9 protein-coding genes are annotated in these 15,312 nt (G+C 75.5%); 3 read left to right on the top strand and 6 right to left on the bottom strand.

The window, feature by feature from the left end:
* A partial coding sequence (locus tag ACH4SL_RS00995; RefSeq protein WP_398441160.1) for a translation initiation factor 2 occupies positions 1 to 1,650 on the top strand: 1,650 nt, incomplete at its 5' end.
* A gap of 8 nt (positions 1,651 to 1,658) precedes the next feature.
* Here the strand turns inward: ACH4SL_RS00995 and ACH4SL_RS00990 are convergent.
* The 4 genes from ACH4SL_RS00990 to ACH4SL_RS00975 all read right to left on the bottom strand — a co-directional run bounded on the left by ACH4SL_RS00990 (position 1,659) and on the right by ACH4SL_RS00975 (position 6,844).
* A complete protein-coding gene (locus ACH4SL_RS00990) occupies positions 1,659 to 4,007 on the bottom strand; it encodes a hypothetical protein (protein ID WP_398441159.1) in 2,349 nt (782 codons plus the stop codon).
* 136 nt (positions 4,008 to 4,143) lie between these two features.
* On the bottom strand, positions 4,144 to 5,310 hold the full coding sequence (locus ACH4SL_RS00985; protein WP_398441158.1) for an oxygenase MpaB family protein: 1,167 nt from the start codon (positions 5,308 to 5,310) through the stop codon (positions 4,144 to 4,146).
* Between the two features lie 147 nt (positions 5,311 to 5,457).
* A complete protein-coding gene (locus ACH4SL_RS00980; RefSeq protein ID WP_398441157.1) occupies positions 5,458 to 6,564 on the bottom strand; it encodes a polyprenyl synthetase family protein in 1,107 nt (368 codons plus the stop codon).
* Positions 6,557 to 6,844 (bottom strand): polyprenyl synthetase, encoded by a 288-nt coding sequence (locus ACH4SL_RS00975; protein WP_398441156.1) that lies wholly within the window; start codon positions 6,842 to 6,844, stop codon positions 6,557 to 6,559. Before ACH4SL_RS00975 ends, ACH4SL_RS00980 begins: the two co-directional genes overlap by 8 nt.
* 394 nt (positions 6,845 to 7,238) lie before the next feature.
* Here ACH4SL_RS00975 and ACH4SL_RS00970 point away from each other — a divergent pair, with 394 nt between their 5' ends.
* Positions 7,239 to 8,378, top strand: coding sequence for a hypothetical protein (locus tag ACH4SL_RS00970; protein WP_398441154.1), 1,140 nt, complete (start codon positions 7,239 to 7,241; stop codon positions 8,376 to 8,378).
* 516 nt (positions 8,379 to 8,894) lie between these two features.
* On the opposite strand, the gene ACH4SL_RS00965 is transcribed toward ACH4SL_RS00970, so the two are convergent.
* Positions 8,895 to 11,363 carry an ATP-binding protein gene (locus ACH4SL_RS00965; protein ID WP_398441153.1) on the bottom strand — a complete coding sequence of 823 codons (2,469 nt, stop codon included), beginning with the start codon at positions 11,361 to 11,363 and terminating at the stop codon, positions 8,895 to 8,897.
* Between the two features lie 231 nt (positions 11,364 to 11,594).
* Between ACH4SL_RS00965 and ACH4SL_RS00960 the strand changes: the two genes are divergently transcribed.
* The gene (locus ACH4SL_RS00960; protein ID WP_398441151.1) at positions 11,595 to 14,783 is read left to right on the top strand and encodes an AfsR/SARP family transcriptional regulator; all 3,189 of its coding nucleotides are present in this window, start codon (positions 11,595 to 11,597) and stop codon (positions 14,781 to 14,783) included.
* A gap of 132 nt (positions 14,784 to 14,915) precedes the next feature.
* Here ACH4SL_RS00960 and ACH4SL_RS00955 read toward each other — a convergent pair whose 3' ends face one another.
* The gene (locus ACH4SL_RS00955; protein ID WP_398441150.1) at positions 14,916 to 15,062 is read right to left on the bottom strand and encodes a hypothetical protein; all 147 of its coding nucleotides are present in this window, start codon (positions 15,060 to 15,062) and stop codon (positions 14,916 to 14,918) included.
* Between the last annotated feature and the right edge of the window lie 250 nt (positions 15,063 to 15,312).

Raw genomic sequence — 15,312 nt, 5'->3', positions numbered from 1 at the left:
ACGGGGAGGACCGTGCTGCTCGCCGCGCGCTCGGACGTCGCCATGTACCGCCTGCTCGACGTGCTGCCGGTCTTCGAGGGTGACGCCCGCATCACGCGCCGCTTCACCCTCGTGCCCGGCTCCGCCTTCGGTACGGACGCGCTCGCCGCGGTCGGCGCGGCCGGTGGGCGGACGGTGCCGTGGGAGGAGGCGTGCGAGCGGCCGTACGACCTGATCCTCACCGCGAGCCCCAAGGGCGCGCTCCAACTGCTGTCCGGCAAGCGCGTGTTGCTGCCGCACGGTGCGGGCTTCGGGAAGGCCCTGCCCGCGGAGGGCTCGGCCATGATCGCGTCCGGCCTCGACCCGGCCTATCTGCCGCAGGACGACCAGCACCTCGTACTGCACGCCCTCGCGCACCCCGGCCAGATCGCCCAACTCGCCGCCGCCGCACCGCATGCCGCCCCGCGGGCCACCGTCGTCGGCGATCCGACCCTCGACCGGATCCTGGCCTCGCGCTCGCTGCGCGACGGCTACCGCCGTGCGCTGGGCACGGGCGGGCGGCGGCTCGTGGTGCTCGCCTCGACGTGGGGCGAGCAGTCGCTGCTGGAGCGACGTCCCCGGCTGGCGGCCGAGTTGGCCGCCGTGCTCCCCGTGGACGCCTACCAGCTCGCGCTGGTCGTACACCCCAACGCGCGTGCCGCGCTGGGCGACTTCGACCTCGCGGAGCGTCTCGCGCCCGCGCGCGCCGCCGGGTTGGCGGTCGGCGCGGGGTACGAGGAGTGGGCCGCCCTCCTCGTCGCCGCCGACGTCCTCGTGACCGACCACGGCTCCGTCGCCCTCTACTTCGCGGCGGGCGGCCCGGAACGCCCGGTGCTCGCCGCGTGCGACGGCGGGGGCGAGGTCATACCGGGCAGCCCGATCGACATGCTGCTCGCGGGGGTCCCGCGGCTGGCGCGGGCCGCGGACCTGCCCGGGGAGCTCGCGGCGTACGGACCGGCGGTCGCCGGGCGGGCGGCGCGGGCCGCCTTCGCGGAGGACCGGCTCGGCCGCTCCCTCCCCCGGCTGCGCGCCGAGCTGTACGCGCTGCTGGGCCTCGACCCGCCCGCGGGCACCGTACGGCCCCGGCCGCTGCCGCCGCCCGCGCCCCCGGCCCGCCTCCCGGCCGCCTTCGACGTGCACGTCCACCGCACGGGCGGCGGCGTACGGGTCGAGCGCGTCCCCGCCGGGCTCGGGCCCGCCGGGCACCACCTGGCCGTCGAACACGGCACCGCGGGCGAGCACTTCGCGCGCACCGCGGGCGTCCTCTACCGCAGGGCGGCGGCGCCCGGGCCCGGCCCGCACCGCGAGAGCTGGACGGCGGAGGGCTGGACCGGCGCCGTACTCGACGACTACGCGGGCTGCCACACCGCGGCGGCGATCCTCCCGGACGGCACGTGCGTGCTGCGCCGCCGCGGCGACCCCGCCCTGTGGGCGCTGCGCACGGCACCCGCCGCGCACGCGGGCCGCGTCGTCCACCCGGACCCGGCGGCGGCCCTCTCCGCCGTCCACGCGGCCCCCGCCACGCTGACCGCGCCGCTGCACGCGGGCACGTACGACTGCCTGATCGGCGACCGCGCCTTCCGCCTCACCCTGGGCCCGGCGCTCCCGGCGCAGGCGGCGTACGTCCTCTGAGCAGGCCGCTACTCCAGCCCGTTGCGCTCCCGGACCGCGGCGGACGCGGTGCGGTGGGCGGCGGCTTCGGCAGGGCGTCCGGCCCGCTCCTCCAGCGCCGCGAGAGCGTCGAGGACGCGGGCCCGGTCGAAGTCGGAGCCGCGGCGGTGGGCGCCGTCCAGGGATGCGCCGTACAGCACGCGAGCCTCGTCCAACGCGCCGCGCCCCGCGAGCAGATGGGCCAGCGCGAATCCCGTGCGGGCGGTGATGCGGTCGCGCCCGTCCGCTTCCGCGGCGGCGTGCGCGCGGGTCAACAGGGCCTCGGCCGCGGCGACTTCGCCCAGCTCGGCGAGGGTCTGGCCGAGGCGGTAGTCCTGGAGCAGGACGCCGTAGTCGTTGCCGATGGAATCCTGGAGGGTGCGCGACTCGGCGTAACGGCCTGCCGCGGAGGCGAGATCGCCCTTGCGGGCGTCGAGCATGCCGCGGAATTCCAGCGCGGAGGCGCGGAGCTTCACCGAATCGTCGTCGCCGGGGAGGAGTTCGGCGGCGGCGAGCGCGGCGGCCATCTCCGGTTCTGCGGCGTCCGGGTCGGACGGCCAGAGCCAGCGGGCGAGTTGGCACCGCATGCGGATCGCGCCGGGAAGATCCCCGGCACGCAGGGCGCTGTCCCGACCGAGCCGGAAGACGTCCAGCAGATCCGCCTTCGGCGGGTGGTCCTGCGCGTACGTCCAGGCGGCCTCGCACAGGGCCACGCACAGCGCGTCCTCCCCCACGGCGTGCGCGAGCCGCACGGCGGCGAAGAGGACGTGCCGGTCCTCGTACATCCACCGCGACGGCGACGGTACGCGCCCGGCCCGCCCGCCGGACGCGGGTACGTCGCCGCTGCCGGGCTCGGCCGCAACGCCGGGTACGGGACCCGCGCCGGGTGAGGCACCGGCGCCGGGGTCGAGCGCAACACCCGCCCCTGCCCCCGGCGCAGCGGCATCGCCGACGGACACTCGTGCCGCGCCCGGCGGAACACCGGCACCCGCGCTCGGCGCAGCACCCGCCTCCGCGCCGGGCGAAACACCAGCCCCCGCGCCAGGCGCAACACCGGCACCCGCCCCCGGCGCATCACCCGCCCCCGCCCCCGGCGCATCAACACCCGCAGCGGGCGCAGCACCGGCGTCGCCGCCGGGCACCCGTGCCGCGCCCGGGCCCTCGCCCGGGGCTCGCGTGGCGAGGAGGACGTCGGGGGCTCCCGGCTCCTCCGGGAGGAGGGGGTGGACGCGGAGGCGCGGGCCCGCGAGGAGGAGGTCGGCCTGCTGCCACTGGCGGGTCTCCCAGCGCAGGAAGCGGCGCAGGGCGGCGGCGCGGTCGTGCGGGCCCGTGGCGGTGGGGGCGGAGTCGGCCGTGCGGCGGGCGTGCGCGCGGCGGGCGTAGGACAGGCGCAGCCGCGCCGCGGGGTCGCGGAAGGCGTCGCGGACATCGGCGAGGCCCTGCGCGTGCAGCTCCTCCAGCGCGCTGTCGCACGCGTCGGCCCCGCGGCCGAGGAGCGCCGCGGCCGAGGCGCGGGTGAAGGAGGGTCCGGGATGGAAGGGCAGCAACCGGTACAACTCACCCGCGGAGGCCGACAGTTCGCCGTAGCCGACGTCGAGGACGCGGTCGACGACCGGTGCGACCTCCTCGTCCAGGACGCCGCGCACCTCTCCGAGCAGCCGGGTCAGCGGGCGCAGCCCGTGCCGGCGCAGCGTGCAGGCGGCGATGCGCAGCGCCGAGGGCGAGCCCTCGCACAGCCGCACCAGCGCGTCCACGGCCTCGGGTTCTGCGGCGAGGCGGCCGTCTGTGACGATGCCCTCCAGCAACTGCCGTGCGGACGCGTCGTCGAGCGGCCCGACCGGCAGGTCGAGGCCCGCGCCGCCGTCGAGGTCGTGCAGCGGGCGGTGGCCGGTGGTGATGAGCACGCCGTCGGAGGCGGGCAGTAGATCGGCGACCTCGGAGCCGTACCGCGCGTTGTCCAGCACGAGGACGACCCGGTTGCGCGCGGTCACGGCGCGGTACTGGCGGCGGCGTGCGGCGAACGCGGCCTTCACGCTCTGCGGTTCGACGTCCAGCGACTCCAGCAGCTGGGTCAGCACGTCGCCGGTGTCGAGCCAGCCGTCCGGGCCGCGGTAGTCGTCGAGGTCGACGGTCAGCACGTGCGTGTAGCCGCCGCTGTCGTGCAGGGCCCGGCCGATGCGGTAGGCGAGCGCGCTCTTGCCGACGCCGGGCGGCCCGCTCAGCGACAGGGCGACGGCCCGGCCGCTGCCCGCGCCCTCGCGTGCGGCCCGCTCGGCGCGGGCCCGCTCCTCGTCCCGGTCGACGAACGGGCGTGGTGCGGCGGGCAGTTCAACCGTCATCGCGAATCCGCTCCCGCCGTCCGCGGCCGTCCCGGCAGCGCCGGGCCCGCCCTTGAGATCCTCGTCCTCACCCTAGATGCCCGGCCGGGCACACCGGGTGCGAACCGCCCACGACGTGCTCCGGCGCCTCGCCGTTTCAGCCGACCGAGGGGGGCGGCGGCGTCCAGCGGCGGGTGCGCGGGACGGCGTCGGACACCCCGTAGTCCTTCCGCAGCTGCTCGGGGATGGCGTAGTGCATGACGCGGCCGCGGGTGAGGGAGGAGAGTTCCAGGGCGGTGGTGAGGTGGCCGAGCCGGTCCAGCGCCCAGGCGCCGAGCGGCGAGCGGTCCTCGATCGTCTCCAGGACGTTCAGCAGGTGCGGGACGGTGCGGACGACGGTGTCCCACGCGGTGTGCGGGACGCGCAGCCAGTCGCCGCACGTGTCGCCGACGAGGTAGCGGATGAGGGCGGAGACGAGCGGGTCGAAGAGCGTGCCGGGCACCACTTCCTCGTACAGGTCGATGAGTTGCCGGGTCAGATGGGCGCCCTCCTCGGACGGTCCCATGTTCGCGACCATGTAGCGGTCGAGGAACAGCCGTGCGTCGTCGAGGGACTTGGGCACGGCGTCCTGGTCGACGCCGAGCATCGCGCCGACGACGCGCCACGCGTAGTAGTAGGCCTCCGCGCCCTCCTGCGTCATGTGGACGCCGAGCCGGTGCAGGCTGTCGAGCACGAGCATCGAGAAGAACATCTGCCCGCCGATCATGTCCTGCTGGCAGATGGGTGTGCCGAGTTCGGCCGCGTCCCAGTGGTCGTCGCGCCGCAGGTGGTGCCGGATCGACGCGTGCAGCAGCCGCACCTTCTGCGCGGCGGGGACGAATTTGCCGCCCGCCTCGAACGCGTCGGGCTGCATCAGGTGGACGGTGAACTGCCCTGTCTCCGCCATGCGTTTGGAGGGGTAGCTGAGGCCGTGCGTCATGGACAGCAGCCGGGCGACGCGCGGCACGACGTAGCAGGCGGGCATGGCGGCGAAGGAGAGGGCGGTGGAGATGTGGACGTTGTTGTCGATGAAGAAGAGCCGCGCCCGCTCCATCTCGCCCCAGTCCACCCACGACGGGGGTACGCGGGTGGCCTCCAGGTAGTCGCGCGCGACGTCCGGGAGCCCGTCGGGCAGCGGTGACCCGGCGGTGGAGACGTACCGCATGAGGGTGTTGAAGGTGCCGACCTCGCCGCGTTCGAAGAGCGCGGCGACGGTGGCGTCGGCCAACTCGTCGCCCGCGTGCAGCAGGGCGTCCATGGAGGTGTCGTCGTCGGTGGCGGTCATGGCGGGGCTCCTCGGCTTGGCGCGCGGATCGCACGCGCGGGTCCTACGCGGCGGAGTCGTCGTGGTCGGGTACGGCGGCGGGGCGCAGTAGCGGGCGGCGGGCCCCGCGCAGGCGGCTGGCCCCACGCGGGGCGCTTGCGCGGGCGCTCAGGCTGTGCGTTCGGTCGCCGAGTGGGCCAGCGCGGTCAGTGCGCCCGCCGCGTACGCCGGGACGTCCAGGCCGCGCAGCGCCTCCAGCGACGCGGCGACCCGCGCGGTGATCATCTCCTCGACGCGTTCGGGCGCCCGGAGCCGCCGCATGACCTCGCGGACGGCCTCCAGCGCGGCGGCTCCCGCGTCGCGCCCGCGGCGGCCGAGGGCGGCGCGCAGCCTGGCCCGGTCGGCGGTGCCCGCGAGCTGCCAGGTCTGGGCGAGCAGCGCGGTGGGGCGGCGGCCGCGTATGTCGTCGGCGGCGTTCTTGCCCGTACGGTCCGGGTCGCCGAAGATGCCGAGCAGGTCGTCGCGCAGCTGGAAGGCCTCGCCGAGCGGCAGCGCGTACGCGGAGTAGCCCGCGCGCAGCCGGCCGCCCGCACCGGCGAGGGCGCCGCCGATCAGCAGCGGGTGCTCCACGGTGTATTTGGCGGTCTTGTAGCGCACGACCTTCAGCGAGGCCTCGGTGTCGGCGGCGGCGCCGGTGCGCAGGATCTCCAGGCACTCCCCGGCGATCAGCTCGCGCGCCATCACCGACCACAGCGGGCGGGCCCGCGCGAGGTAGGCGGCGGGCAGCCCGCTGGTCGCGAACATCTGCCCGGCCAGCGCCATGAGCAGGTCGCCGACCAGCATCGCGAGCGAGCGCGCGGCCGCGGGCGCCCCGGGAAGGCCGCGGACTGCGGGGCGCAGCGCGAGGTGCGCGGTGGGGCGGCCGTGCCGCAGCGGGCTGTCGTCGATGAGGTCGTCGTGCACGACGGCGGCGGCGTGCACCAGTTCCATGGACGCGGCGGCGCGCAGCAGCGCGTCGCTCTCCGGCTGCCCGGCGGCCCGCCAGCCCCAGTAGCAGAAGGCGGCGCGCAGCCGCTTCCCGTCCACCGCGGCGGCCGCGACCTGCTCGGCGACCGGCGCCAACTGCGGGTCGATGGCCGCGAGTTGCGCGGCCTCCGGGCCGACGAAGTCGTGCAGCACCTCGTCCACCCGGGATTTGAACGCCGCGGGATCCCACCGCTGCGACCAGCGCTCCGGCCCGCGCCCCAGCCACTGATCAGGGCCGCGCTCAGGCACCGCCCCCACCGGCCCCCCGCGCCGCCGCGCGCGACTGCCGGGCCAGCACCTCCAGATGCGCGGGCGGTACGTGCACATGCCGGTCCAGCGCCAGCCGCCCCCGCGCGGCGAGGTCCCGCCCCGCCTGCTCGGCGAGTTCGGGCCCGTCCGCCCGCCCGAGCAGATCCCGCAGCGCCCCGACGGCCGCCCCCAGCGCCCCGAGCGCCACATCGGCGACTCCGGCGGCGACCAGCACGGCCTGCCCGTCCAACCCCGCCCGCATTGCCGACCGTTCCGCCATCGCAACCCCCGTAGGCTCGCAACTTCCGCGCGGCACATGCCAGATGCCGTCCCCACGAGCGTCACCCGGCGATGTCGGGTCCCGAGGGCGGAACTCACGAACGAGGTATCAGGCCGTTCTGACGTGCGAATCCGGCCATCGGCGCGTCGCGTGCTCACGGAACGGGAAGCTCCGGCCCCGTATCCAGGTTTCTGCAAGCTTCCTGCAAGGGTCCCGCCAGAAATCCGTCCACGCGCCCGGGCATCCCGTCACCAGTGCGGGCGGCGGTCCGCAGCCCGCGGCAGACAGACAAATCCTGGGGGATTTCGTGTCAGCGTTACGACCGATCGGGAGGATACCGGGTGCGTCGACGCGCCAGTATCTGACGGTTGTCGGGTGCAAGAGGATCCTGGTGGTGGCCCAGACCGTCACCTACGTCAAGCGGCTCACGGACGTGCTGTCCGTGGTCGACGGGGACTTCCGGGTGCAGGTGGTCTTCACCGTGCCACCGCACCCGTTCGGGGACGAGGTACCGGCCTTCCTCGCCCGCATGGGATGCGCGGTCATCCCGTGGGAAGAGGCCCTGCGGATGGAGTTCGACCTCGCGCTCGCCGCGGGGCGGATCGGTGCCGGAGGGATACGCGCGCCGCTGGTGACCATGCCGCACGGCGCCGCGTACCTCAAACGTGTGCTCGGGACGAGCGATCCCGGTGTGGCCGGGCTGCGCCGGGTGGACCTGACGGCCGCGGGGAAACTGCCCGCGGCCGTCGTCCTTCCGCACCGCGCCGACCTGCGCGACCTGCGGCGGCAGTGCCCGGAGGCGGTGCCGCTCGCGCGGGTGGTCGGCGACCCGGTGCACGACCGGATCGTCGCGAGCCTGCCGCTGCGCAGACGCTTCCGCCGCGCGCTCGGGCTCACCGGGGGCCGCCAGCTCGTGGTGGCCGCCTCGACATGGGGGCCGTGGTCGTCCTTCAGCCGCTTCGAGGCGCTGCTGCCGCGGCTGCTCGGCGAACTGCCGCGTGAGTCGCACCGGGTGGCGATCCTCGTGCACCCGAACGTCTACGCGGGGCACGGCGCCTACCAGGTACGTTCGTGGATGGCCAGCTGCCGGCGGGCAGGCATCGCGCTCGTGCCGCCCGAGGCGGACTGGCGCAGCGTGCTCGTCGCCGCGGACGGCATCATCGGCGACCACGGATCGGTCACTCTGTACGGAACGCTGACGAAAGCGGCGCTGCTGCTCGCCGGTCCCGTCACGGAGGAGACCAACCCGGCCTCGCCCGCCGCCGCGCTCGCGCGCACCGTACCCGCGCTGTCGCCGGGCCACCCGCTCGTCGACCAGCTCGCCTACGCCGCCGCCGAGCGGCGGGAGCCCGAACGGGCCGCCATCGCGGCCCGGATCACGTCGGAGCCGGGCCGCTTCCTGCGCAACATGCGGACGCTGCTCTACCAGCTCATGGGCCTGGGCGAGCCCGCGCACGCCGCGCTGACCGAGCCCCTGCCGGTGCCCCCGCCGTGGCAGGCGCTGGTGGGCGGCCCGGACCGGAGGTCGGCATGACGGGCCTCGTGACCGTACGCCGCCACCCGCCGGGCACCCTCCCGCCGGGTACGGCCGGGGTGACGGTGACGCTGCGCTGGGGGGTGCGGCGGGTGACGCTCACCGCCGTGCCGGGACCGGCGGGCCCGCCCCCGGCGGTGGGCGCGCTCCCCGCGTACGCCGCCGCGCTCGACGAGCACTTCGCCGTCGACACGGACACCTGCGCGGACGGGTGCGCGGCCGCGTACGCCGACGTGCTCACCGGCAGCCGCCCCCGCACGGCGGCCGAAGCACGCGCGTGGCTCGCGACGGCACTGGAGCGGCACCCCGGCGCGGCGCTCGCCGCCGTCCCCCGCACGGAGGGCGGCTGGGCGGTGGCCGGGGCGGCGCACCCCGCCCCGCTCGTCCTGGGCGCCCCGCCCCTCAGCCCGGCGCGGCACCCGGCCCACCACCCGCTGCTGCCGTCCTGCCTGCACGCCTGCCTCGTCCTCGTCCCCGGCGCGACCCTGCGCGGCCTCGCGGCGGCGGCGATCACGGTCACGCGCTGCTGCCCGGAGCCGTGCCGGGACGCGTGCGGGGCGGGTTGTACGGGTCGGCACCCGTCGGGCTGCCCGGAGCCGTGTCGGCACCCGGCGAACTGCCCGGAGCCGTGTCCGCACCCGCCGGGCTGCCCGGCGCCGCATCCGGAGCCGCACCCGCACCCGGCGGGCTGCCCGAATCCGCACCCGCATCCGGCGAACTGCCCGGCGCCGCACCCGGACCCGCGTCCGGACCCGCGTCCGGACCCGCGTCCGGAGCCTCGCCCGCCCGCGCGAGCACGCTCGCATCCGTGGGCCGGTCCGCTGCTGCCCGTCCCGCGGGGTGCGGCTGCGCGGGCAGAGCGGCCCGCAGCCGGTCGGCGTCCGGCGGGCTGGTGAGCTCGTAGCAGGACAGCGCCCGCGCGTGCAGGGCGGCCGCCGCAAGGTGGTCGCCGCGCTCGCGGGCGCTGTCGCCGAGCATCTCCAGGGTGCGGGCCTGCCAGTGCGCCGCGCCGGACGCGGTGAAGACGGCGAGCGCGCCGTCCATCGCGGCCGCGCCGCCCTCGTGGTCGCCGCCCATCGCGCGGGCCCGGCCCAGCAGGGCCTGGTTGCGGGCGGCGTCGTGCGTGTCGCCCACCGCCGTGTGCACCGCGCGGGCCCGCGCGAAAAGCTCCGCGGCGCTCTCGGGTTCCCGCGCGGCGAGCGCGATCTCGCCGAGGACGGTACGGGCCAGGGCCGTACCCCGTACGTAACCGCACGCGTCCCAGCGGGAGATGGCCTGCTCCAGGTACGGCACGGCCGCCGCGGGACGGCCCGCCTCGCGGTGGCAGCGGCCGATGCCGAGGAGCGCCTGGCCCTCGTCGCGGATGTCGCCCGCCGCGTGCGCGGCCCGCCGCGACTCCTCGTAGCGGGCGATCGCGGCGTCGAAGCGGCGGGCGGCGTTCAGGCCGATGGCACCGGAGTTGAGCATCTGCCGCTCGGCGCGCGCGTCGCCGTCGGCGCGGGCGGCGGCGAGCCCGATGTCGTACGCCTCGATCCACAGGTCGTGGTGGCGCATGCGCAGGAAGAGCGGCCACATGGCGTCGGCGGTCTGCCAGGCGAGGGCGTGCCAGCCGCGGGCGGCGGCCGTCCGCAGCAGGGTCATGAGGTCGTGGCGGCGGGTGTCGAGCCAGCGGGTCGCGCCGAGGTCGTCGGTGAAGGGCGGCGGCAGCTCCGCAGGCGGGTGGACGTAGTCGCGCGGGAGTACCAACTGCACTGCGGTCAGGCGTGCTTGGGCCGCCGTGGCGGTGTGCAGGTACCAGTCGCAGACGCGCCGCAGCGCCGTGTCGGGCCCGCCGTCGGCGGTGTCGGCGGCGCCCAGCGCACCGGCGTGCACGCGGACGAGGTCGTGGAAGCGGTAGCCGGGGCTCTGGCCGCCGTGCTCGGGGCCGGTCGCCTCCAGCAGGTTGGCCTCGGTGAGCTGGTCGAGGCGGTCCTCGGCCCAGCGCTGCGGGCGGGCGCACGCGGCCGCGGCGGTGGGCGGGTCGAAGACGGCGAGCGGGAGTTGGCCGAGCCGGCGGTAGAGGAGCGCGGCGTCCGGGCCGAGGGTGGCGTAGGTCGCGTCCAGGGCTTTGCGCACGGTGGTCTCTCCTTCGACGTCGAGGGCGTCGAGCCCTTCCGCGTCCGGGGCGAGCGCGTCGGCGAGGGCCGCGACGCGCTGCCGCGGGCGGGAGGCGAGCCGCGCGGAGGCCAGGCACACGGCGAGCGGCAGGCCCGCGCACAGGTCCACGATCCGATGGGCGTCGGCGATCTCGCCGCTGACACGCTCGGCGCCGATGCCGCGGGAGAGCAACTCCACCCCGTCGGCCCGCCCGATGCCGTGCAGGCGGTGGAAGGCGGCGCCGTCCAGGCCGAGTCCGGTGAGCCGGCTGCGGCTGGTGACGACGGCGACGCTGCCCGGCCCCACGGGCAGCAGCGGGCGTATCTGCGCGGCGGTGAAGGCGTTGTCGAGCAGCACCGCGACCCGCAGGCCCGCGCAGCGCGTGCGCCACTCCGACGTCTGCTCGGCGAGGTCGGCCGGTACGGCCGCGGCGCCCAGCGCGCGCAGGAAGCGGCCCAGGACCTCGCCGGGCGGCGCGGCCCCCTCCGTGGTGTGGCCGCGCAGGTCGGCGTAGAGCAGCCCGTCCGGGAAGTCGGCGGCCCGTCCGCCGAGCCAGCGGGAGACGAGCGTGGTCTTGCCCACGCCCGCGGGCCCGTTGACGACGATCAGCGGCACCGCGCCCGCGCTCGTACCGCCCGGCCCGGCCACCAGCGCGTCGAGGTCGGCGAGTTCGGCGCGGCGGTTCACGAAATGGCCGGGAACAGGCGGTAATTGCCGCGGCACGGCGCGCGGCGCCGCCGCGTGCAGGTGCACCCCGCCGTGGATGTCCCTGGCCTGGATCGCGGGCCCGCCGAGCTGGGCGTCTCCCGCGATGCTGTTGCGGTGGGTCTCGTACGGCGAACGGTCCATCTGCGCCCCTTTGTCGGCCCGCCGGTGATCCGGCCAGCACGGCGCATGTGCGCCGCGCATATGCCAAACGCGCGCACGGCGCACAGGAGACGCACGCCCGGGCCGCCGCGGCAGCTATTCGGCCAGCCCGTCCACGGTCCCTGGTGACCATTCGCACGTTCGTGTCATGCTCATCATCAAGGAGAACCAGCGGGGAATGAAGGACGGCCAGCCGGGGGAAGGCGGGCGCTGGTGGATTTCCGACTGCTCGGACCGGTGGCGGTGCACACCGGCGGACAACACCTCGCGCTCGGCTCGCCGAAGGAGCGCACCGTCCTCGCCGCGCTCGCGCTCGACGTCGGCCGCGCGGTCCCGATCGACACCCTCATCGGCCGCCTCTGGGACGGCGCCGCCCCGCCCCACGCACGCGACAACACCCACTCGTACGTCTCCCGGCTGCGCGGCCGGCTGAGCCGGGCCGCCCGCACCCCCGACGCCCCGCGCATCGCCCGCCGGGACCACGCGTACGTCCTCGAAGCCGACCCCGAGGCCGTCGACTGGCACCGCTTCCAGCACCTGCTGCGCCGCGCGGCCCAGGCCGACGACACGACCGCGCTCCGCCTCTACCGCGAGGCCGACGACCTCTGGCAGGGCGAGGCCCTGACCGGCCTGACCGGCCTGTGGCCCGAGACCGTACGGCGCTCGCTCGGCGAACGCCGGCTGGCCGCCGCGGTCTCCCGCATCTCCCTGGACCTGCGCCTCGGCCACTACCGCGCCCTCGTCCCCGACCTCGACCAGCTCGCCGCCGAGCACCCGGACGACGAGACGCTCCTCGGCCTGCTCACCCTCGCCTACTACGGCAGCGAGCGCTACACCGACGCCCTCCGCGTCTACGACCGCGCCCGGCAGCTGCTCATGGAGCAGTACGGGACGCGCCCCGGCGAAGCCCTCAAGCGCATCTACGTGGGCGTCCTGCGCCAGCGGCCCGTCGCGGACCTGATCCGCGAGGCCGTCGCGCCCCGTCCCCCGGCCACGGCCGCCGCTCCCCCCGCGCCACCCGCGCAAGCCCCCGCCCGGCACGTCCCGCGCGTCCTGCCGAACCAGCCGCCGCTCATCGGGCGCCAGGACGAACTCCGCCTGCTCACAGCGGCGTTCAGGTCCCCGGCAGGCACGGGGGAGGGCACCGTCGTCGCCCTGGAGTCGGTGAGCGGCATGGGCGGCATCGGCAAGACCGCGGTCGCGGTGCAGAGCGCGGTGGCCCTCGCCCCGCACTACCCCGACGGCTGCGTGTGCCTCGACCTGCGCGGCCACTCCGCCGTCCAGGAGCCCATGACCACCGCCGACGCACTCACCCGCCTGCTGCGGGAGTTCGGCACACCGTCCGCCGAACTGCCCCTGGACGTCGTCGAACTGGCCGAGTTGTGGCGTACGACGCTGACGCGGCGGCGGGCGGTCGTCGTCCTCGACGACGTCGCCGACGCCGAGCAGGTCCGCCCGCTGCTGCCGCACGGCACACCCTCCCTCATCATCCTGACCAGCCGCCGCCACCTCACCGGCCTCCCGGCCGCGCGCGCCCTCCACCTCGACGTCCTCCCGCCCGCCGACGCGGCCGCCCTCTTCCGCCGCTTCGCCGGCGACGACCGCACGTCCGACGACGCGGCCGTCGCCCGCATCGTCCACCTCGCGGGCCTGCTGCCGCTGGCCATCGAACTCGTCGCCAACCGCTTCCAGGCCCGCCCCGCCTGGACCCTGGCCACCCTCCACGACCGCCTCACCGGCCCCGACCGCCTGGACCAGATCCACGACACGGCCGGCACCGCCCTGCGCACCGCCTTCCAGCTCTCCTACCTGGGCCTCCCCCTCCCCCAACGCCAGGCCTTCCGCCGCCTCAGCCTCCACCCGGGCCCGGACATCACCGTCCCGGTGGCGGCGGCGATCCTCAACGTCGCGCCGGGCGACGCGGAAAGGCTCGTCGAGGGGCTGCTGTCCGCGCACATGCTGCGCGAGCCGGTGGCGGATCGGTGCACGTTTCATGATCTTCTGCACGAATACGCCGTTCAATTGGTCACGAGCGAGGACGACGAGCCGCTGCGCGAGCACATCGCCCTACGGCTGATCCACTATTACGCGCAGACCGCGGACCGGGCGGACCGCATCGCCTACCGCCGCGAGCCGCACGATTCCGCGGACGCGGCGGCATCCCTCGCGGTCTTTGCTGACGCCCCCTCAGCAATAGCCTGGCTGACGGCGGAACGGGAGAACGCGCTCGCGGTGCAGCGGATGGCACTGGCGCGCGGCCACACCGCGCTCGCGGCCCAACTCGCTTTCTCCCTGGCGGGATACCTCAACGCGGAGTGCTACTGGCCCACCGCGGTGGACCTCCTCACCCGCGCGGTGACCCAGTGGCCCCCCGACGCCCCCACCCCGCACCTGTGCCGCGCCCTCCTCCGCCTGTCCGACGCCCTGGCCAGCACGGCCCAGTACGACCGCGCGGCCGACGCCGCCCGCCGCGCCCTCGACCTGGCGGTGGCGCTGGCGGACACGGCGGCGGAGGCGGAGGCGCTCCGCGCGGTGGGTTCGATGCACTGGCATCGGGGGCAGCATCAGGACGCCCTCCGGCATTACCAGCGGGCTTTCGTTTCCGCGACGCATTCCGGAAACGCGCAGCTGGTCATTCGCCTGCACAACAACCTGGGAGTGGCCCGCCTCTATCTGGGGGACAACGACCGCGCCCTGGAGCATTTCCGCCGCGCGCGGAGCGGTTTCGACGAACTCGGGGACGACAAGTTCGCCGCGGTGGTCATGAACAACATCGGCGACCTGCTGCGCCGGAAAGGCGAGCTCAATCGCGCGCGTGAAGCGTTCGAGGAATCGGTCGCCCTGCTCGACAGCGTGGGAAATCGGTACGAGCAGGCCACCGCCCGGGGCAGTCTCGCCGACCTCCTCGTGGAACTCGGGGATTCCGCGGCGGCTCTCGAACTGTGCCGGGCGGCCCTTCCGGTCTACAGGTCACTGGCCGACAGCAAGAGCGAGGCCGACACCCTCATCAGCATGGGCGGAGCGCTGCGTCTCCAGGCCGACCACGACCGCGCCACGTCCTGCCTCGCGGAAGCCCTGCGCCTCGCGCGGGACATCGGTGCGGCGAACCAGGAGATCCAGGCGCTGCGCGGGCTCGGCCACGTCGACCTGGACGCGGGGCGGCTCGACGCCGCCGCACAGCGTCTGCAAGCCGCGCTCGCGACGGCGGTCGCAACGCAGGACCTCGACGAGGCCGTCGAGTGCGGAATTCTGCTGGCCGCCGTTCGCCGCGCATCGGGCTTACCCCACGAGGCCTACGCACTTCTCCGACAGGCGTTCGACGCCGCACAGGCCCAAGGACATCGCGAAACCGCAAACATTGGCCAGCGATTGACGGAGCTGGGGCGGCATCTGGCAGGATGATCTTCCGCGTTCCCAAACCGCACCGGCACGCGGATTGGGAACAGGTGTGCCTACGCATGCAATGCGCCCGAGGTGCACCTCTTTTGCACGCCCGCGTGCCGAAGCCCGGTGCAATGGTGCGGCAGTCACCCGTTATTCGCACGTCAGGAACAGCGTGAAAATCACCTGCACCAGAATCGCCGTTGCCTCCGGGCTCTGCTGTCTCGCATGGCTGGCCGCCGGCCAGACCGCCACCGCGGCGGCACCGCCGCAGACCGGCCTTGCAACGGTCGCCAGCATTCCGCATATGCCACTGGCAAGTCAAGCCATAGCCGTGGCCCTCCCGGCACGGATCGCGGCGGACGCCTCCGAGGCGATGGAACCGGACAGGTGCATGGTCCTGTAGGACCCGCCGGCCGGGCGGGCTCGGGGGCACAACCCGGCCCCGCCCGGCCGCAATCCGCCCACCCCTACCGAAAGCACCCGCACCGCGGCCGGCCCGCGCACACTATGGACTTCCGGATCTGCAAATTACACAGTGTTTCTTGTC

The sequence above is a fragment of the Streptomyces sp. NPDC021020 genome (genome assembly GCF_044333285.1).
Taxonomy (GTDB): Bacteria; Actinomycetota; Actinomycetes; order Streptomycetales; family Streptomycetaceae; genus Actinacidiphila.
Note: the sequence above shows the minus strand (reverse complement) of the source record. Positions and strands in the feature narration are given on the sequence as shown.